18 protein-coding genes and 1 tRNA gene are annotated in these 18,470 nt (G+C 74.1%); 9 read left to right on the forward strand and 10 right to left on the reverse strand.

Annotation, left to right across the window (positions count from 1 at the left end; translation table 11 throughout):
• Positions 1 to 160: 160 nt before the first annotated feature.
• Complete coding sequence (ychF, locus tag ACPYN7_RS13280; protein ID WP_424347951.1) at positions 161 to 1,246, reverse strand: redox-regulated ATPase YchF; 1,086 nt, start codon at positions 1,244 to 1,246, stop codon at positions 161 to 163.
• Positions 1,247 to 1,373: 127 nt separating this feature from the next.
• Between ychF and ACPYN7_RS13285 the strand changes: the two genes are divergently transcribed.
• The 3 genes from ACPYN7_RS13285 to ACPYN7_RS13295 all read left to right on the forward strand — a co-directional run bounded on the left by ACPYN7_RS13285 (position 1,374) and on the right by ACPYN7_RS13295 (position 4,520).
• Positions 1,374 to 2,303, forward strand: a complete 930-nt coding sequence (locus ACPYN7_RS13285; protein WP_424347952.1) for an ABC transporter ATP-binding protein — start codon at positions 1,374 to 1,376, stop codon at positions 2,301 to 2,303.
• A 49-nt stretch (positions 2,304 to 2,352) separates the two neighbouring features.
• Entirely contained in the window at positions 2,353 to 3,114 is a 762-nt protein-coding gene (locus ACPYN7_RS13290) for an ABC transporter permease (protein ID WP_424347953.1), read from the forward strand.
• Between the two features lie 98 nt (positions 3,115 to 3,212).
• The gene (locus ACPYN7_RS13295) at positions 3,213 to 4,520 is read left to right on the forward strand and encodes a DNA recombination protein RmuC (RefSeq protein ID WP_424347954.1); all 1,308 of its coding nucleotides are present in this window, start codon (positions 3,213 to 3,215) and stop codon (positions 4,518 to 4,520) included.
• Between the two features lie 21 nt (positions 4,521 to 4,541).
• On the opposite strand, the gene ACPYN7_RS13300 is transcribed toward ACPYN7_RS13295, so the two are convergent.
• Complete coding sequence (locus ACPYN7_RS13300; protein ID WP_424347955.1) at positions 4,542 to 5,624, reverse strand: 4-hydroxy-3-methylbut-2-enyl diphosphate reductase; 1,083 nt, start codon at positions 5,622 to 5,624, stop codon at positions 4,542 to 4,544.
• A 10-nt stretch (positions 5,625 to 5,634) separates the two neighbouring features.
• Complete coding sequence (locus tag ACPYN7_RS13305) at positions 5,635 to 6,579, reverse strand: hypothetical protein (protein WP_424347956.1); 945 nt, start codon at positions 6,577 to 6,579, stop codon at positions 5,635 to 5,637.
• A gap of 64 nt (positions 6,580 to 6,643) precedes the next feature.
• Here ACPYN7_RS13305 and xseA point away from each other — a divergent pair, with 64 nt between their 5' ends.
• Both xseA and ACPYN7_RS13315 read left to right on the forward strand, forming a co-directional pair.
• A complete protein-coding gene (gene xseA / locus ACPYN7_RS13310; RefSeq protein WP_424347957.1) occupies positions 6,644 to 7,942 on the forward strand; it encodes an exodeoxyribonuclease VII large subunit in 1,299 nt (432 codons plus the stop codon).
• A gap of 67 nt (positions 7,943 to 8,009) precedes the next feature.
• Positions 8,010 to 8,285: an exodeoxyribonuclease VII small subunit gene (locus ACPYN7_RS13315; protein ID WP_058872593.1), complete on the forward strand. Its 276-nt coding sequence runs from the start codon at positions 8,010 to 8,012 to the stop codon at positions 8,283 to 8,285.
• Positions 8,286 to 8,452: 167 nt separating this feature from the next.
• On the opposite strand, the gene ACPYN7_RS13320 is transcribed toward ACPYN7_RS13315, so the two are convergent.
• The 4 genes from ACPYN7_RS13320 to ACPYN7_RS13335 are packed head-to-tail and all read right to left on the reverse strand — an operon-like array spanning position 8,453 to position 12,136.
• On the reverse strand, positions 8,453 to 9,322 hold the full coding sequence (locus ACPYN7_RS13320) for a PPK2 family polyphosphate kinase (protein ID WP_424347958.1): 870 nt from the start codon (positions 9,320 to 9,322) through the stop codon (positions 8,453 to 8,455).
• 50 nt (positions 9,323 to 9,372) lie between these two features.
• Positions 9,373 to 10,590, reverse strand: coding sequence for a pyridoxal phosphate-dependent aminotransferase (locus ACPYN7_RS13325; RefSeq protein WP_058872591.1), 1,218 nt, complete (start codon positions 10,588 to 10,590; stop codon positions 9,373 to 9,375).
• Positions 10,591 to 10,634: 44 nt separating this feature from the next.
• Positions 10,635 to 11,666 (reverse strand): glycine betaine ABC transporter substrate-binding protein, encoded by a 1,032-nt coding sequence (locus ACPYN7_RS13330; protein WP_424347959.1) that lies wholly within the window; start codon positions 11,664 to 11,666, stop codon positions 10,635 to 10,637.
• Positions 11,663 to 12,136, reverse strand: a complete 474-nt coding sequence (locus tag ACPYN7_RS13335) for an NUDIX hydrolase (RefSeq protein WP_424347960.1) — start codon at positions 12,134 to 12,136, stop codon at positions 11,663 to 11,665. The genes ACPYN7_RS13330 and ACPYN7_RS13335 overlap by 4 nt, the downstream gene beginning before the upstream one ends.
• Before the next feature lie 125 nt (positions 12,137 to 12,261).
• Between ACPYN7_RS13335 and corA the strand changes: the two genes are divergently transcribed.
• Positions 12,262 to 13,302: a magnesium/cobalt transporter CorA gene (gene corA / locus ACPYN7_RS13340; protein WP_424347961.1), complete on the forward strand. Its 1,041-nt coding sequence runs from the start codon at positions 12,262 to 12,264 to the stop codon at positions 13,300 to 13,302.
• 9 nt (positions 13,303 to 13,311) lie between these two features.
• Here corA and ACPYN7_RS13345 read toward each other — a convergent pair whose 3' ends face one another.
• Positions 13,312 to 14,043 (reverse strand): DedA family protein, encoded by a 732-nt coding sequence (locus tag ACPYN7_RS13345; RefSeq protein ID WP_424347962.1) that lies wholly within the window; start codon positions 14,041 to 14,043, stop codon positions 13,312 to 13,314.
• A gap of 123 nt (positions 14,044 to 14,166) precedes the next feature.
• On the opposite strand from ACPYN7_RS13345, the gene ACPYN7_RS13350 reads away from it, so the two are divergent.
• Together ACPYN7_RS13350 and ACPYN7_RS13355 are read left to right on the forward strand one after the other, a co-directional pair.
• The gene (locus ACPYN7_RS13350; protein ID WP_424347963.1) at positions 14,167 to 15,174 is read left to right on the forward strand and encodes a mechanosensitive ion channel family protein; all 1,008 of its coding nucleotides are present in this window, start codon (positions 14,167 to 14,169) and stop codon (positions 15,172 to 15,174) included.
• Entirely contained in the window at positions 15,171 to 15,488 is a 318-nt protein-coding gene (locus ACPYN7_RS13355) for an antibiotic biosynthesis monooxygenase family protein (protein ID WP_424347964.1), read from the forward strand. Before ACPYN7_RS13350 ends, ACPYN7_RS13355 begins: the two co-directional genes overlap by 4 nt.
• An 11-nt stretch (positions 15,489 to 15,499) precedes the next feature.
• On the opposite strand, the gene ACPYN7_RS13360 is transcribed toward ACPYN7_RS13355, so the two are convergent.
• Positions 15,500 to 16,402, reverse strand: a complete 903-nt coding sequence (locus ACPYN7_RS13360) for a LysR family transcriptional regulator substrate-binding protein (RefSeq protein WP_424347965.1) — start codon at positions 16,400 to 16,402, stop codon at positions 15,500 to 15,502.
• A 119-nt stretch (positions 16,403 to 16,521) separates the two neighbouring features.
• Here ACPYN7_RS13360 and ACPYN7_RS13365 point away from each other — a divergent pair.
• Positions 16,522 to 16,594: transfer RNA gene (locus ACPYN7_RS13365), tRNA-Ala, on the forward strand.
• 83 nt (positions 16,595 to 16,677) lie between these two features.
• On the opposite strand, the gene ACPYN7_RS13370 is transcribed toward ACPYN7_RS13365, so the two are convergent.
• Positions 16,678 to 18,372, reverse strand: coding sequence for a CHAD domain-containing protein (locus ACPYN7_RS13370; protein ID WP_424347966.1), 1,695 nt, complete (start codon positions 18,370 to 18,372; stop codon positions 16,678 to 16,680).
• Positions 18,373 to 18,470 lie beyond the last annotated feature (98 nt).

Raw genomic sequence — 18,470 nt, forward strand, 5'->3', positions numbered from 1 at the left:
TCGTCGTCATGCAGGCACTGTGGACCGTTCCCAGGCAGGTGGGCAACGACCGATCAGGTTTTGAGACCAGGTCTAAACCGTGCAGGAATCGTGCACGGTCGTACTTCCTGAGGCTCCGACTGGCGGCAACACGGGCTTTTTAGGCCATATGTATGAACGCTCAAACGTTGAAGCGGAACTCCACCACGTCGCCGTCGCGCATGACGTAGTCCTTGCCCTCGATCCGGACCTTGCCGGCGGCCTTGGCATCGGCCATGGACCCGGCGGCGTCGAGGTCCTCGAAGGAGACGATCTCGGCCTTGATGAAGCCGCGCTCGAAGTCGGTGTGGATGACGCCGGCGGCCTGCGGGGCGGTGGCGCCCACGGGGATGGTCCAGGCCCGCGACTCCTTGGGCCCGGCGGTGAGGTAGGTCTGCAGCCCGAGGGTGTGGAAGCCGGTGCGGGCGAGCTTGTCGAGACCGGCCTCGTCCTGGCCGGACATCTCCAGCATCTCCTTCGCCTCCTCCTCGTCCAGCTCCACGAGCTCGGCCTCGAGCTTCGCGTCGAGGAACACGGCGTCGGCGGGCGCCACGAGCTCGCGCAGCTGCTGCTGCTTCGCCTCGTCGCCGAGCACGCCGTCGTCGGCGTTGAAGACGTAGATGAAGGGCTTGGCGGTGAGCAGGCTGAGGTCGCGCAGCTGGTCGACCTCGAGCTTCTCCTGCTCGGCGGCGCCGAAGATGGTGTCCCCGCGCTCGAGGATCGTCTGCGCCTGCTGCATCGCGGCGAGCTTGGCGGGGTCGGCCTTCTTGATCTTGACCTGCTTCTCGAGGCGCGGGATCGCGTTCTCGAGGGTCTGCAGGTCGGCGAGGATCAGCTCGGTGTTGATGGTCTCCATGTCCGAGGCGGGGTCGACCTCGCCGTCGACGTGGATGACGTCCGGGTCGTCGAACGCGCGCACCACCTGGGCGATCGCGTGGGCCTCGCGGATGTTGGCGAGGAACTGGTTGCCCAGGCCCTCCCCCTCGGAGGCGCCCTTGACGATGCCGGCGATGTCCACGAAGGACACGGTCGCGGGCAGGATCCGGTCCGAGCCGTGGATCTCCGCGAGCCGGTCCAGCCGCGGGTCCGGCAGGTTGACCACGCCGATGTTCGGCTCGATGGTCGCGAACGGGTAGTTCGCCGCCAGGACGGTGTTGCGGGTCAGCGCGTTGAACAGGGTGGACTTGCCGACGTTGGGCAGTCCGACGATTCCGATAGTAAGAGCCACGGGAGACCATCCTACCGGCCGGGCGGACCGCCACGCCCCGCGAGGCCCGGGGCCCGTGACGCAGCTCATGGGCGTGTCGTGGCGGGCAGGGCTTCCGGGACGGCGCGCGGTGGAGCAGAGTCGGAGCATGAGAACCTCCCCGGCCCCCAGGACGGCGCCGCCCGCGCGCGCCACCGGCTCCCCCGCCGTCGACGTCGCCGGCGTCCGGAAGGGCTTCGGACGCGGTGAGCGCCGCGTCCGGGCCGTGGACGGCGTGAGCCTGCGCGTGCAGCGCGGCGAGGTCGTCGCCCTGCTCGGGCCCAACGGCGCCGGGAAGACCACCCTCCTCGACATGGTGCTGGGCTTCACCGACCCCGACGACGGCACCGTGCGCACCCTGGGTGCCGCACCGCGGGAGAGCGTGCGGGCCGGCCGGATCGGCGCGGTGCTGCAGACCGGGGGGCTGCTCGACGACCTGTCCGTGCGGGAGACGGTCGCGATGGTCGCCACCCTGCACCGGGACCACCTCGCCGTGGACGAGGCCCTGGAGCGGGCAGGGGCCGCCGGGTTCGCGCGGCGGAAGGTCTCCAAGTGCTCGGGCGGGGAGCAGCAGCGGCTGCGCTTCGCGCTGGCGCTGCTGCCGGAGCCGGACCTGCTGCTCCTGGACGAGCCGACCGCCGGGATGGACGTCGGTGCCCGCCGGGAGTTCTGGGCCGCGATGCACGCCGAGGCGGAGCGCGGCCGGACGGTGGTGTTCGCGACCCACTACCTCGACGAGGCCGAGGAGTTCGCCGCCCGCACCGTCGTGCTCAAGGGCGGGCGGGTGGTCGCGGACGCCCCCACCGCGCAGGTGCAGGCCCTGGCCGGCCACCGGGTGGTCAGCTTCCGCTGGGACGGGCCCGGGCCCGTCGTCGTCCCGGGAGCGACCCCGCTGGAGCCCGCCGGTGGGCGCACCCGGCTCACGGGCCCCGACACCGATGCCATCGCCCGGCAGCTGCTCGCGACCCCGGGGGCGAGCGAGCTCGAGATCACCCACGCCGGTCTGGAGGAGGCCTTCCTGGGCCTCACCGCCGACTGACCCGCCCACGAGACCCCCTGCCCCGACCCGTCCCCGGAGGACCAGCGCCATGAGCATCGCCTACGCCGCCCACGACCTGCGCCGCAACGTGCGCATGGTCGAGAACACCTTCTTCGTGGTGGTCCTGCCCGCCGTGCTGTACGTGATGTTCACGGCGCTGGGGGACTTCTCGGACCTGCCGGTGGGCCACGGCAACGCCGGTGGGTACAACATGATCTCGATGGCGGTCTACGGGGCGGTCACCGCGACCACCTCGATCGCCGGCTCCGCCGCCGTGGAGCAGGCCCGCGGCTGGGGCCGGCAGATCGGGCTCACCCCGGCCCCGCGGCACGGGTACGTCCTGGCCAAGGTGGCCGTGGCCCTGGCCATGGCCGTGCTGCCCGTCCTCGTGGTCTACGCGGTGGGCGCCCTGACCGGCGCCGAGCTGGGCGGCTGGCGCTGGCCCGTCACGGGCGCGATCGTCGTGGCCGGCTCCTCGGTGTTCGCCCTCTACGGCCTGGCGGCCGGGCTGCTGTTCCGCTCCGAGTCCGCGGTGGGGGCAGCCTCCGGGATGCTCGTGGTGCTCAGCTTCTTCGGCAACCTCTTCGTCCCCCTCACCGGCGTGATGCTCGACATCGCGCGGTTCACCCCGCTCTACGGCCTGGCCGGGCTGGCCCGGTACCCGCTCGTGGAGGGCGACGTCGTGGCCACCAGCGGACCGCCCGTGGAATCGGACCCCCTGTGGGCACTGCTGCTCAACACCGGGGTCTGGACTGCGGTGTTCGCCGCCGTGGTGCTGCTGGCCGTGCGCCGGACCACGGTCCGGCGCTGAGCACTGAGCGCTGAGCGCGCGGCGGGCGGCGCCGCGGACCGGGCGGCGGTCGGCGCCGCTGCCGTGCGGTGTCCGGCCGGCGTGCCACACTGCTGGGCATGACCGTCAGCCTCGTCGTCGTCCTCGTCCTGCTCGCCCTGCTCGTGGGCGCCCTCCTGGGCGCCGCCGCGGCCCGGGCCCGTGCCGCCCGGGACGCGCGGGCCGCGGAGGAGGAGCGGACCGGGCTCCAGGCCGAGCTCGCCGCCGTCCAGGACCGGCTCGTGGAGCTGGCCTCCGAACGGGCCGCGGCGGTCGAGGCGCGCGCCCAGCTCGAGGACCGGCTGCGGGATGCCGACGCCCGCTCGGTGCAGGACAACAACGTGCTGCGGGCCCTGGCCCCGGTGGCCCACCAGCTGCGCTCGGTCGAGGAGCACGTGAGCGCGCTCGAGCGGGACCGGGCCGAGCAGTACGGCGGCATCACCCAGGCCCTGGCCCACACCCGCGAGGTGGGCGACCACCTGCGCACCGCCACCACGTCCCTGTCCTCCGCGCTGCGCTCGGGCTCCGCGCGGGGCACGTGGGGCGAGGTGCAGCTGCGCCGGGTGGTCGAGGCCGCGGGGATGACCGCGCACGTCGACTTCCGCGAGCAGGTCGCCTCCAACGGCACCACCGCGGACGGCGAGCGCAGCGCGATCCGCCCGGACATGGTCGTGCACCTGCCGGGGGGCCGCGACATCGTCCTGGACGCCAAGGCGCCCATGACCGCCTACCTGCGCGCCCAGGACGCCGAGGACGACGCCGGGCGCCGGGCGCAGCTGGCCGGCCACGCGAAGGCCGTGCGCGGGCACGTGGACGCGCTGGCCGCGAAGAAGTACTGGGAGGCGCGGGACGCCTCCCCCGAGCTGGTGCTGTGCTTCCTGCCCGCCGAGTCGGCGCTGTCCGCGGCCCTGGATGCGGACCCGACCCTGCTGGACCACGCCGCGAGCCGCAACGTGGCGCTCGTGTCCCCGGTCTCGCTGCTCGCCTCGCTCAAGGCCGTGGCCTTCACCTGGCGGCAGAACGGGCTCACGGAGAACGCCAAGGAGCTCTTCGACCTCTCCCGCCAGCTCTACGAGCGGCTGGGCACGGTCGGCAAGCACCTCGACGACATGGGCCGGTCGCTGCAGAGGTCGGTCGAGACCTACAACCGGCTCACGGGCTCCGTGGAGACCCGGGTGTTCCCCACGGCCCGGCGGATCAACGACCTCGACCCCACGCTCGCGGAGGACGAGCGGCTCAGCACGCGGCCCCTCGTGGTGGCGCCGCGCCCGCTCACCGCCCCGGAGTTCACCGCGGCGGCGCAGCTGTCGGAGCCGGTGGAGCGCCCGGCCCGCACCGACCCGGGCGACGGGGGGCCGGCGCGGCTCGACGAGCGCGCGGCGGGCTGATCGGGCGGGCCCGCCCCGGCCTCAGCGGGTGGGCCGGGCCCCCCGGCCGCCGAGCCGGTGGGAGGTGTCCCCGGCGGCGGTGAGCCGGGCGCGCAGCTCCTTGGGCAGGGAGAACAGGACGTCCTCCTCGGCGGTGACGACCTCCTCGACCTCGCCGTAGCCGTAGTCGGCGAGCAGGCGCAGCACGTCCTTGACGAGCACCTCGGGCACGGAGGCGCCGGAGGTGACGCCCACGGTGGCGACGCCCTCGAACCAGGACTCGTCCACCTGGTTCGCGAAGTCCACGCGCTCGGCGCGGCGGGCGCCGTACTCGAGGGCGACCTCCTTGAGCCGCACGGAGTTCGAGGAGTTCGCCGAGCCCACGACGATCACGAGGTCCGCGTCCGGGGCGATCTTCTTGATCGCGGTCTGCCGGTTGGAGGTCGCGTAGCAGATGTCGTCGCTGGGCGGGTCCTGCAGGGAGGGGAAGCGCTCGCGCAGCTTCTGCACGGTCTCCAGGGTCTCGTCCACGCTGAGGGTGGTCTGGGACAGCCACACGACCTTGTCGGGGTCGCGGACCACGACCTGGTCGACCTCGTCGGGGCTGTTCACCACCTGGATGTGCTCGGGCGCCTCGCCGGAGGTGCCCTCGACCTCCTCGTGGCCGTCGTGGCCGATCAGCAGGATGTCATAGTCGCTCTTCGCGAAGCGCACGGCCTCGCGGTGCACCTTGGTCACCAGCGGGCATGTGGCGTCGATGGTGTGCAGGTCGCGGGACCGCGCGGACTCCACGACCGCCGGGGAGACGCCGTGGGCGGAGAAGATCAGCAGGGACCCCTCCGGGACCTCGTCGGTCTCCTCGACGAACACGGCGCCCTGCTCCTCGAGGGTGCTGACGACGAACTTGTTGTGCACGATCTCCTTGCGCACGTACACCGGAGCGCCGTAGTGCTCGAGCGCCTTCTCCACGGCGATGACCGCGCGGTCCACGCCGGCGCAGTAGCCGCGGGGGGACGCGAGCAGGACCTTCTTGGGCCCGTCCACGGGGGCGGCGGCGGCCACGTCCCCGGGGGTGCGCCGGGAACGGGGGACGGTGGGCATGGAGAGCGCAACGGTGGTCGGCATGGCCTCCATGCTACGCGGTGGGGCGGCGCCCGCGCCGTGATCCACCCGACACCAGGATCGCCCCGACCAGGCCCACCACGCCCGTGATCCCGGCGGCCCAGGCCGCCGTGACCATCTGCTCGCCGAGGGAGCCGGTGAGCAGGACGGCGACCCGGTCGACGGCGAGCCGGACCACCGGGTCCGAGCCCAGGACGCCGGTCGCCCGCTCCGCCCCGTGCTCCACGAGCAGCCACACCCCGCCCAGACCGGCGAGCGTGCCCAGCCCCATCACGGCGAGCGTGGCGAAGCGGTGCCGGGTCACCAGCAGCGCGAGCACCGCGAGCACCGCGGCGGTCCAGGTGAGCGGGACGGCGAGGTCCGTGAGCCGGGTGCCGGCCTCGATCAGGCGCCCGGTGCGGGAGCCCGGCACGGTCATGGTGCCCTCCCGGTCGGAGAGCCCCACGTCCACGCCCGCGGTGCGCTCCACGGCCGCGTCCACCTCGTGGAGCATCGGGCCGAGGTCGAGCACGAGGTCCCGGGGCGGCTCCGCCACCCCGCCCTCGGAGGGGACGTTCGCCGCGTGCGTGCGGGCCAGGCTCTGCGTCCACGCGCGCTGGTAGGCCGGGTCGGACGTGAGGCCGACGGCGACGTCCGCGGCGCGGCGCGTCAGGTTCTCCAGGGCCCGGTCCAGGAAGGGCACCCCGGTGGCCCGCTCGCCCAGGAACCGGTCGGTCGCCTGTCCCACGGCGGTCCGGGCCAGCTCCTCCTGGAAGTCCCGGTCCTCCGCGAGGGTGCCCACCACCCGGGTGAAGCCGTCGCGGGAGACCACGGTGTCCTCGGCCCAGTGCAGGGGCACGAGCAGCGCCACGAGGGAGGCGGTGGCGAGGCCGAGAACCGTGCCGAGACCGGTGCGCAGGACCGTCGTGGCGCGTCGTCGGGCGCGGGGTCCGGAAGCGGGGGGTGCTGAGGGGCTCACGGGACCACTGTACGCAGGACGGGCGGGGCGCACGGCTGTCCCCGTCGGGTGGTAAGCATGAGGCATGACGTATCTGGAGCCGCAGCAGGACGCGCCCACGGGCAGTGCGCGGGAGCTGCCGTCGCGGGCGGACCGCACCACGCCGGAGAACCCGTGGCCGCTGCGGATGCTCTCGGAGAACCTGCACGCCTACATCGCCCGCTGCGCGCCCACGTGGGTCGAGGGTCAGATCATCGAGCTCAACCGGCGCGCCCGCGTCACCTACGTGACCCTGCGGGACGTCGACGCCGAGATCTCGGTGCCCGTGACCCTGTTCGCCAACGAGACCGCCCACCTGGACCGCCCGCTGGAGAAGGGGATGCGCGTGGTCGCCCAGCTCAAGCCGGACTTCTGGGCCAAGACCGGCCGGCTCTCCATGCTGGGCCGCGGCATCCGGCCGGTGGGCCTCGGGGACCTGCTGGAGCGGCTCGAGCGGCTGCGGCGGGCCCTCGCCGAGGAGGGGCTCTTCGACGCCGCCCGGAAGCAGCCGCTGCCGCTGCTGCCCCGCCGGGTCGGCCTCGTCACGGGGCGCAGCTCGGACGCCGAGAAGGACGTCATCCGCAACGCGTCCCTGCGCTGGCCCGCCGTGGACTTCGAGGTCCGCGAGGTCGCGGTGCAGGGCTCCGGCGCGGTGCGCGCGGTGACGCAGGCGCTGCGCGAGCTCGACGCCATGCCCGAGGTGGACGTCATCGTGATCGCCCGCGGCGGCGGTTCCTTCGAGGACCTGCTGGCCTTCAGCGACGAGTCGCTGATCCGGGCCGTGGCGGCGGCCCGGACCCCGGTGGTCAGCGCCATCGGGCACGAGAACGACCAGCCGCTGCTGGACTGGGTGGCCGACCTGCGGGCCTCGACCCCCACGGACGCCGGCAAGCGGATCGTCCCCGACGTCGTCGAGGAGCGCGCCGGGGTGGCCCGGGCGCGGGCGGGCCTGGACCGCGCCGTGCGGGCGTTCCTGGACCGGGAGTCCGCCGGCCTCGCCGCCGTGCGCTCCCGGCCCGCCCTGGCCCAGCCGGAGGACATGATCCTGCTCCGGGAGGAGGACGTGGACCGCTGGCGCACCCGGGCGCTGTCCGCCGTGGACTCCCGCACGCTGCGCGAGCGCGACGCCGTGCGGCACCTGCGAGCCCGGGTGCGGGCGCTGTCCCCCCAGGAGACCCTGCAGCGCGGCTACTCCGTGGTCGTGGACGCCTCCGGCGCCGTGGTCACCGACGCCGCGGCCGTGCGCGCCGGCGACCCGCTGGGGGTGCGCCTGGCCGCGGGCGAGCTCGGCGTGCGCGCCGAGTCCGTCTCCGCCCGGCGCCCCGGCGAGCGCCCGTCCGCCTGATCCCCCGCAGCACCGACATCCCGACCGCCCCGAACATCTCCAGCGTCCCGAACGAGAGGTCCCACCCATGGCGAGCACCGACCACCCCGCAGCACCCGACCTGTCCGACATCCCCGGCCTGGGCTACGAGCAGGCCCGCGAGGAGCTCGTGCAGGTCGTCTCCCGGCTCGAGACCGGGGGCACGTCCCTCGAGGAGTCCCTCGCCCTGTGGGAGCGCGGCGAGGCGCTGGCCACCCGGTGCGAGCAGTGGCTCGACGGCGCCCGCGAGCGGCTCGACGCGGCCCGTGCCCGGCGCGCGGACACCGACGGCGACGGCGAGGAGGAGGGCGCCGGGCGCGGCTGAGCCCGCCTCCCCCGGCAGCGGCCGGAGCCGGGCAGAGGCCGGAGCCCGGCAGGGATCAGGACCTGGCCGGAGTCAGGGCCTGGCCGGGGTGCCGGCCTCGGCAGGGGTCAGCGCGGCGGGAGCCGGCTCGACGGGAGTCAGCTCGGCAGGAGCCAGCTCGGCGGGGGTCAGAGCTCGGCGAGGCGCCGGCGCGCCTCCTCGACGTCGTAGCCGGGCTCCGGCCAGTCGAGCCGCAGGCCCCTGAGCGCGGAGATCAGCAGGTCCTGGACCACGGCCCGGGCGTACCACTTCCGGTCGGTGGGCACCACGTACCAGGGTGCGTGGTCGGCGTCGGTCGCGTCGATGGCCCGCTCGTAGGCGGCCAGGTAGGTGTCCCACCGGCTGCGGGCCTCGAGGTCCGAGGGGTCGAACTTCCACTGCTTCGTAGGATCGTCCATGCGGGCGAGGAGGTTCTCGCGCTGCTCGTCCAGGCCCAGGTGCAGGAACACCTTGACGACGATCACCCCGTCGTCGGCGAGCTCCTGCTCGAAGTGGCGGATCTCGGTGTAGCGCCGCTCGAGCTGCCGGTCGTCGAGCACGTCGTGCACCACGGGCACGAGCACGTCCTCGTAGTGGGAGCGGTCGAACGCGCCGATCACCCCGGGGCGGGGCAGCTGGCGCCGGACCCGCTGGAGGAAGTGCTGGGCGGCCTCCTCCTCGGTGGGCCGGCCGAAGCCGTGGGTGTGCACGCCGTGCGGGCTCAGCCCGCCCAGGACGTGCTGAATGACGCCGCCCTTCCCGGAGGTGTCCATTCCCTGGAGCACCAGCAGCACCCGGTGCCGGGCGCCCACCGTGGCGTTGGCGTAGATCTGGCGCTGCAGCTCGGACAGCTCCGCGTCCCGGGCGGCCCGCAGCGTGGTGCCGGCCTTCTTGTCCCCCGCGAACCCCGGGGTGGAGCGGGTGTCCACGGCGTCCAGGGACAGTCCTGGCCGGGCGCGCAGCAGGGGCCGCACGTCCTGGACGAACCCGGTGCCGGGGCTCCGGTCGGCTGCGCGCATGCTGGACCTCCTGGGGTCGCGGGGCGGGCCGCGGTGCGCGGCGCCGCCGGTCACTGGCGGTAGTTGCTCAGGAACTCCTCGATCCGGTCCAGCGCCGTGGCCAGCATCTCCACGGACGGGAGGGTGACGAGCCGGAAGTGGTCCGGCCGCGGCCAGTTGAACGCCCGGCCGTGGCTGACGAGGATCTTCTGCTCCTTGAGCAGGTCGAGGGCGAACTTCTCGTCGTCGACGATGTTGAACTTCTCCACGTCGAGCTTGGGGAACAGGTACAGGGCGCCGTCGGCCTGCCGGCAGGACACGCCGTCGATCTCGTTGAGCCTCCGGTGGGCGAGGTCGCGCTGGGCCTTGAGCCGTCCCCCGGGCAGGATCAGGTCGTTGATCGACTGGTAGCCGCCCAGCGCCGTCTGGATGGCGTGCTGGGCCGGGACGTTGGCGCACATCCGCATGTTGGCCAGCAGCTTGATGCCCTCGATGAAGCTCTCGGCCTTCCAGTTGGGGCCGGTGATCGCCAGCCACCCGGCACGGTACCCGGCCACCCGGTAGGCCTTGGAGAGCCCGGAGAAGGTCAGGCACAGCACGTCCTCGCCGGTGAGGGTCGCGGTGTTGACCATCTCGGCGTCGTCGTAGGTGATCTTCTCGTAGATCTCGTCGGAGAACAGGATCAGCTCGTGCTCGGCGGCGAGGTCCACGATGGACTGCAGCACCTCGCGGGAGTACACCGCGCCGGTGGGGTTGTTCGGGTTGATGATCACGATGCCCTTGGTGCTGGGCGTGATCTTCGCCGCGAGGTCCTCGAGGTCGGGGTTCCAGTCGTTGTCCTCGTCGCACCGGTAGTGCACGGGGGTGCCGCCGGACAGGGCCACCGACGCCGTCCACAGCGGGTAGTCCGGGGACGGGATGAGGATCTCGTCGCCGGGGTTGCACAGCGCCTGCAGCGTCATGGTGATCAGCTCGGAGACGCCGTTGCCCAGGTAGACGTCGTCGGTGTCGAGGTTCATGATCCCGCGCGTCTGGTAGTACTGCACCACGGCGGTGCGCGCCGAGTAGATGCCGCGGGAGTCCGAGTAGCCCTGGGCGTTGGGCAGGTTCTTGATCATGTCCACGAGGATCGCGTCGGGTGCCTCGAAGCCGAACGGCGCGGGGTTGCCGATGTTGAGCTTGAGGATCCGGTGGCCCTCCGCCTCCATGTGCTCCGCCTGCTCCAGCACGGGGCCGCGGATGTCGTAGAGGACGTTCTTGAGCTTGTCGGACTGCTTCACCACTGACATGCGGTACACCTTACCCCCGGGCCGGGCGCCGCCCGGGGCGCCGCTCAGGTGTCGTCGCCGCCCTCGAGCCAGTACCGCGCGGCGTCCTCCGGGGTGTACGGGTCGCGGGCGGAGGTCATCCGGGTCATCAGCACCAGGTCGTCCGTGCCGATCTGCGCGGAGACGGCGTCGACGACGTCCGCGGCCGCGTCCGGCAGGTCCTCGGCGGCCACGGGGACCACGCGCTGCGGGACGAAGTTGTTGAGCGGGTCGGCCAGGACCACGAGGGCGTTGTCCTCGATCGCGGGTGAGGCCGTGAACAGGGCCGCCGCCTGCACGCGGTCCTGGAGCAGCGCGTCCACGAGGTCCTCCTGGGCGCCGAACGGCACGAACCTGCCGGGCACGCACTCGTAGGCCTCCGCCAGCCCCTGCGGCCCGTAGGAGCGGCCCGCGAAGTCGACGTCCGTGCCGAGGGCCAGCTCGTCGCACACCGGCCCCAGGTCCTCCAGGTCGGTGAGCCCGTGCTCGACGGCGGTCGGACGGGTCACGACGACCGCCACCGTGTTCTCCGCCGGGGCCGGCTCGAGGGTCCGCAGCCCCTCGGGCAGCACGTCCCGCACGCCGGCCAGCACGTCGTCGTCGTCCGCGCGCTCCTCCCCCAGGCCCAGCAGCTCGGAGAGGTCCTCGGCGAGCCCGCCGTCCTCGGCGGCCGGGGACGGCGTGGGGGTGGGCGTCGAGCCGTCGGTGGGCGCCGCCGTGGCGGGGCCCACCGGGGCCCGGCCGCGCAGGTGCAGGTACAGGTTGCCGGAGTAGTCCGCGGCGACCTCCACGTCCCCCCGCTCGAGGGCCCCGAGGTAGTCGGCGCGCTCGGTCCCGGCGTCGACCACGCTCGCGTCGAAGCCCGCCTCCCGGAGCCGCCCGGCGTAGACGTGGGCGAGCACGGCCGTCTGCCCGGTGGGCCCCGCGGCGATCCGGACGGGCTCCGCGGCGGGGGACGTCACGGCGACCGGGGGCGGCTGGGGGTCCTCCCCCGCCCCGCCGCACCCGGTGAGCGCGGCGACGGCGAGCAGTCCCGCGGTCGCACGACCGCGGCTCACCGGCCCTCCGCCGCGTCCGCGGGGCCCGCGGCGACGAGCCCGGCCAGTTCGAGGCCCACGGGGACGAGGCCGACCAGGGGCAGCTGCGGCAGCTCCGACAGGGGGAACCAGCGGGCCTCGTCGGAGGACCCGTCCAGCTCCGAGGTGAGGGTCCCGCCGGTGATGTGGGCCCGGTAGATCACGCGCAGGGCGTGGAAGGGCCGGCCGCGGCCGTCCAGCCGCTCGTCGGGACCCATGTGCCGGCTGTGCACGCCCAGGAGCTCGTCGAGCTCCACGGTGAACCCGGTCTCCTCGTGGACCTCCCGGACCGCGGTCTGCGCCGGCTGCTCCCCGATCTCCATGCCGCCGCCGGGCAGGCTCCACGCCCCCGGCAGCGTGGGGTGGCGGGGATTCCAGTGGCTGAGCAGCACCGCCCCGTCCTGGACGATGACGGCGTAGGCACCCACGCGGGTGTCCATGGGGAAACTCATGCCCCCATTCTAGGAACGTCCGGCGCGGGCGGGGGACGGCGCGCGGCGGGCCCCGGGCGGCCCGGCGCCCCGGGCCGGGCGCGCCCGCCGGCGGCGCCGCGGTCGCCCCCGGGGATAATGGCCGGGTGAGCATCGTCGACAACGCCGTCTACCGGGGTGGGCAGCGCATCGCGTCCCCGGCCACGCTCGAGGAGACCTACCGCCTGCTCGCGCGGCTGCGGGCCGAGGACCCCCGCTGCGCCGAGCCCGGGGAGCACTGTCTCCTCGTCTGGATCGGCCTGTACCGGCCCTCCGGGAGCGAGCTCGACTCCCTGGCCGAGCACTTCGGGCTGCACGAGCTCGCCGTGGAGGACATCCGGCAGGCCGAGCAGCGGCCCAAGCTCGACCGCTACGGGGACATGCTGTTCACGGTGCTGCGCCCGGCCGTCTACCAGGACGCCACCGAGACGGTCGACTTCGGGGAGATCCACATCGTCACGGGCCCCGGCTTCGTGCTCACTGTCCGGCAGTCCGAGCACGGGCGGGTCGGGCGGGTCCGGTCCCGGGTGGAGGCGCAGCCGGCGCTGCTGGGCACCGGCGCGGAGGCCGTGCTTTACGCCGTGCTCGACCAGACCGTGGACGACTACTTCCCCGTGGTCGAGGGGCTCGAGAACGACATCGACGAGATCTCGGACGCCCTGTTCTCCGGCTCCGGGGACGGTCTCGTCTCGCGGCGCATCTACCAGCTCACCCGGGAGGTGAGCGCGTTCCACCGGGCGGTCGCCCCGCTGGAGATGGAGCTGCGGCAGTTCCTCGAGGAGCTCGCCGAGGCCGGCGCGGCCCAGGAGCTGCAGCACGGCCTCCGCGACGTCCTGGACCACCTCATCCTCGTCACCAACAAGGTCGAGGCCTTCCAGGCGTCGCTGACCAACGCCCTCATGCTGGACTCCACCCAGCTCGCCGCCCGGCAGAACGAGGCCGCCATCGAGCAGAACGAGCAGATGAAGCGGATCTCGTCCTGGGCGGCGATCCTCTTCGCGCCCTCGATCATCGGCTCCGTGTACGGGATGAACTTCCGCTTCATGCCGGAGCTGTCCTGGGTGTGGGGCTATCCGATGGCCCTGGTCCTGATGCTGCTGACCGGCGTGGTGCTCTACACCGTGTTCCGTCTCAAGCGGTGGCTGTGACCGCCGCGGTCAGGACCGGCCGCGCTCGCGGCGGGCGGAGTCGGACAGGCCCCGGCGGTTGCGCAGCACCCGCTTGAGCACCCACCAGCCGGCGAGGACCGCCACGGTGACGATCACCACCCGGGAGAAGATGCCGGCGTACTGCTCGGCGATGTGCCAGTTCTCGCCGAGGTAGTACCCGGCGAGCACGAAGATGGTGTTCCAGATCAGCGAGCCCGCCGTGGTGAGCAGGACGAACGCGAGGAAGGACATCCGCTCGATGCCGGCGGGGACCGAGATCAGCGAGCGGAAGACCGGGATCATGCGCCCGAAGAAGACCGCGGCCTTCCCGTGCCGCTCGAACCACGCCTCGGTGCGGTCGAGGTCGTGCAGGTCGACGAGCGGCATCCGGTCCACGACGGCCCGCAGCCGGCGGCGGCCGAGCGCGGCGCCGATCCAGTAGAGGGCCACGGCGCCGACCACCGCGCCGAGCGTGGTCCAGAAGATCGCCCCGGCCACCGTGAAGCTGCCCTGGCTCGCGGTGAACCCCGCCAGCGGGAGGATCACCTCGGACGGCAGCGGGGGGAAGAGGTTCTCGAGCGCGACCAGCAGCCCGGCGCCCGGGGCCCCGACGGCCTCCATGACGTCGACGGCCCAGTCGGAGATCCCGCCCAGCGTCTCGGCGCCGGAGTCCTGGGCTGCGAGGACGTCCGTGCCGGGAGCGGCGGCGGGGGCGGTGGGGGCGGGGCTGGGTGCGGTCATGGGTCCTCGGTGCTGGGCGGGGAGCGGTGGCGGCCCGGTGGGTGCGAGCACCATTGTGCCCGACCCGGCCCGGGGCGGCTGGACGGGCGCCGGGCCGCCGATGTGGTTCGCTACGCTTCCCCCATGCCCCTCCCCGTCCTCCTCCCCCTGTCCTCCTCCGTCCCCGGCCTCGACCCGATGTGGGAGTTCTGGCTCGACAAGCCGCTGCGGATCCTGCTGGTGCTGCTGGGCGCCTCGATCCTGGCCGCCGTGGTGCGGCTGCTGATCCGCCGGGTCACCGGGGGGATCGCGAAGGGCAGCCGGTCGCGGATCGTGCGCCGGATGGAGCGGGGCCGGCCCCGCTGGGTCGAGGACGCGGGCCTGGCCGGCGCCCGGCAGGCCCAGCGCGCCCACACCATCGGGTCGGTGCTCTCGTCCGTGGCGACGGTGGTGATCTGGGCGGTCGCGCTGGTGATGATCATCTCGGAGCTGGACTACGACATCGGCCCCGTCCTGGCGTCCGCCGGCATCGCCGGCGTGGCCCTGAGCTTCGGGGCGCAGTCGCTCGTGAAGGACTACCTGTCGGGGATCTTCATGGTCGCGGAGGACCAGCTCGGCATCGGGGACGTCGTCGACCTCGGGGAGGCGAGCGGGACCGTCGAGTCCGTCGGGCTGCGCGTGACCCAGGTCCGGGACGTCAACGGCACCCTGTGGCACGTGCGCAACGGGGAGATCCTGCGCGTGGGCAACCAGTCCCAGGGCTGGGCCCGCTGCGTGCTGGACCTGCCGGTGCCCTACGACACGAACATCGAGCTGGTGACGGAGCTGATCCTGCACGAGGCGGGCCTGCTGCGGGACGACCCGAAGGTGGGCGAGTACATCACCGAGGACCCGGAGGTGTGGGGCGTCGAGGCCGTGACCGGCGAGTCCGTCACCGTGCGCGTGGCCGTGCGCACCGTGCCCCTCAAGCAGTGGGACGTGGCGCGGGCGCTGCGGCTGCGGATCAAGAAGATGCTCGACCGCGAGGGCCTGCACGTGCCCCTGCTGAACCAGACCGTGATCCGGCAGGCCGATGCCGGCGCCGCCCCCGGCCCGCCGGAGACGGGCCAGGTCCGGGCCGTCCGGCGCGATGTGCCAGGATCGGACGCATGAGCATCGTCAAGATCAACGCCATCACCGTTCCCGCCGACTCCGGCGACGAGCTGGGCCGGCGCTTCGCCGCCCACAGCGGGTCCATGGCCGGGGTCGCCGGCTTCGAGGGCTTCGAGCTGCTGCAGCCCACGGACGGGCGCACGCAGTGGCTCGTGCTCACCCGGTGGGCCGACGAGCAGTCCTACGACGCCTGGCGGTCCTCGCAGGACTTCGCCCGCTCCCACGGCGGCGGCGCCGCGGAGGGCGAGCGACCGCGTCCCGTGGGCACCTCCTCGGAGCTGTGGTCCTACACGGTGGCCGTCGAGCAGCCGTAGGCCGCCCGCGCTCAGCGCCGGCCGCGGCCGCCGGTCCGGCGGCCGCCCTGGGGCCCGCCGCGACCCCCGCGGGCGCCTCCCCGGGGCCCGCCCGCCCGTCGCGCCCCCTGCGGGGGCTGCCCCCCACGGCGCGACGACGACGCCCGCGGCTGCTTCCCGCCGGACGCGGGCCCGTCCTCGGCGGACCGGGACGCGGCCGCGGCCCCGCCGCGGGAGCTGTTGAGCCCCCGCCCGCGGACCACGCCCACGAAGTCCTGCACGAGCTCCTCCTGCTCCGCCGGCAGGTCCTGCGGCCACACCAGCGCCACGGGGACCTCGGCGGCATCGGGCACCACCCGGTGGACGAGGTCCTTGCGGTGGTGCAGCCGCGCGAGGGACATGGGCACGACCACCAGGCCGAGCCCCGCGGCGACGAGCTCGACGGCCTCCCGGGCGTGGCGCACCGGGGGCGGCGCGTCGGCGGCCACCGCCTCCGGGGAGCGCAGCCGGTGCCGCTCCGGCAGGGTCGCGGAGTCCTGCAGCAGCACCTCGTGCACGAGCTCCGCGACCGGCACCTCGTCGAGCAGGGTCAGCTCGTGGTCCCGGGGCAGCACCACGACCTGCTGCTCCGCGTACAGCTCCACCGCCCGGTACCGCTCCCGCAGCGCGGTGAGGTCGTCGACCCCGGCCCGCGGGTGCGCGGGCAGCCGCACGAAGCACGCGTGGGCGCGCCCCGCCGCCAGCTCCTCCTGCCACCCGTCCGCCTCCAGCGGGCGCTCGGCGAGCAGACGGCCCGGATTGCGGTCCCGCCACCGGAAGAACCACTTGCCGGGCATCACGCCGGGGACGAAGGCGACCACCAGGTCGGCCGTCCCCTCGGCCGGCGGGGCGGCCGGCTCGGCGGCGGGGTCCTGGGGTCCGGGCGTGTCGTCCATGGCGGCCAATCTACCCACTGCCCGGCCCGCTCCCGGCCACCGGCGGACGCCGTCCGGGACGCGCCGGCCGCCCGGGATGCGAAACCGGCGCGGGATGTATAGGATGGAACGGTTGCTCCGGGGCTATAGCTCAGTTGGTAGAGCGTTTCGTTCGCAATGAAAAGGTCAGGGGTTCGATTCCCCTTAGCTCCACGGATCGAGGAAGCGGGACATCCCACCGGGATGTCCCGCTTCGTCGTTGCCGGGCCTCCTCCCCCGTGTCCCCGGGGGCCTCCTCAGCCGAGGTCCTCGCGCAGCTGGGACAGGAGCACCCCCACCACGTCCGCACCGCCGGCCGTCCCGGCACGCAGCCGGACGACCTCCGCGCCGTGCAGCGCCCCCACGGCGTAGCGGTCCTCCCCCGTGCGCCGGAGGGCGCCCGCCGTGTCCGCGAGCCACCGCTCCAGCACCGCGGCGTCCATGATCCGGCCCAGCTCGTCCTGGTAGTCCTCGGCGTCCCGGGCCGCGCGCCGCAGCTGCTTGCCGGGCCGCATCCCGGTCCGGCCCAGGACGGCGTCGACGTAGCGCACGCGCTTGACCGCCTTGCGGACGTCGTGCAGGTGCTCCAGCCGCTGCTGCCCCTCGGCCTGCTCCGTCCCGCCGGTCTGCTGCGTCCCGCCGGCCTGCTCGGCCTCGGCGACGCGCTCGGCGACGCGCACCACCTTCCTCAGCGCCCGGTGCACCAGCACGTCGGAGACCTCGCGGGCCAAGAGCCGGGTGCCCTCCTCGGTCACGGGCGGAGCCGCCGCGACGTCCTGGACATCCGCGAGGAGCCGCAGGTGCTCCCGGCCCGTCACGTGCCGCCGCACCTTCGCGGCGGCCGTCCGTGCCTGTTCCTCCGCCCGCCGCCGCAGGGCCTCCGCCTCGGCCGGCCCCACCCGGCCGTCGAGCTCGGCCACGCGCCCGGCCAGCAGCTCCGCGGTGACCTCCGCGTCCCGCGCCTCGGACAGGGCACGGGCGAGCCGGCGCAGCCCGGCGTCGAGCTCCTCCGCCGCGTCCCCCTCGAGCAGCGGCGCGGCGGCCTTGAGGACGCTGCGCAGGGAGCGCGACGTCACGCGCATCTGGTGCACCGCGTCCGGCACGTCGAGGCGGACCTGCAGGTCCCAGAGCACGAGCTGCTCCGCGAGCTCCCCGAGCACGGCCCGGAGCACGTCCGGCCCGGGCTCCTTGCCCGCCTTCTGGCCCTTCTTGCCCTGGCCCTTCTTGCCCTTCTTGTCCTGGTTCTTGCCCTTCGTGTCCTTCTTCCGCTTCCCCTTCGTCCCCGTGCTCTCCGCCTGCTGCTCCTGCTCGGGCGCCACCGGGCTGCCGCCGTCCTCCTCGCCGAGGGCGCGCGCGATCTTCGCCCGGGAGGTGGACGGCGTCCCGCCGGCCGCGCGGACCACGGCCTCGACCGCGGCGAAGATCTGCTCCTGGCGCTCCTCGGGGACCGTGCCGTCGAGGAGCTCGACCTCCCACTCCGACCAGGACCGCTCCGTGCCGGTGCGCTCGTCGACGGCCTCGACGACGTCCGCGGCGAGCTCGGCGACCTCCGCCCCCGTGCTGTCGCTGATCGTGCGCACCTGCCGGACCGTGCGGAGCGTCGCGACCGGGCGCAGCTCCTGACCGCCGGTCAGCCCCGCGAGCAGGTTCCGCACGGACGCCGGCATCCGGTCCGGCGTGCGCAGCAGCGGCACCTGGAACTCGTGGCGCCCGCCCGGGCCGGAGAACTTCACGTGCCATCCGTCGTCGGCCCCGCCCCGGCGCCGGCGCAGCGCGACCAGCCGCCGGCCGAGGGCCATGTCCTGGGTGTCGTGGTAGACGGCCTCCATGCGGTGCTCCACGGGGTCCGCCGAGACCGTCCACCCCTCCAGTCCGCTCCAGTCCACACGGGCCTCGGCGCCCTCCGGGAACTCGTACTTGCGCTCGACCTCGCGGTGGGCGACGGCGGTCATGGGTGTCCTCCTCGTCGGGGCCACCGGCCGCCGGGCCCGGCGGCCGGCCGTTGCGGCGATGATACCGGGACGGCGCGCCACCCCCGGAAGCGCGAACC

The sequence above is a fragment of the Kocuria sp. CH-021 genome (assembly GCF_049716185.1).
Taxonomy (GTDB): Bacteria; Actinomycetota; Actinomycetes; order Actinomycetales; family Micrococcaceae; genus Kocuria; species Kocuria cellulosilytica.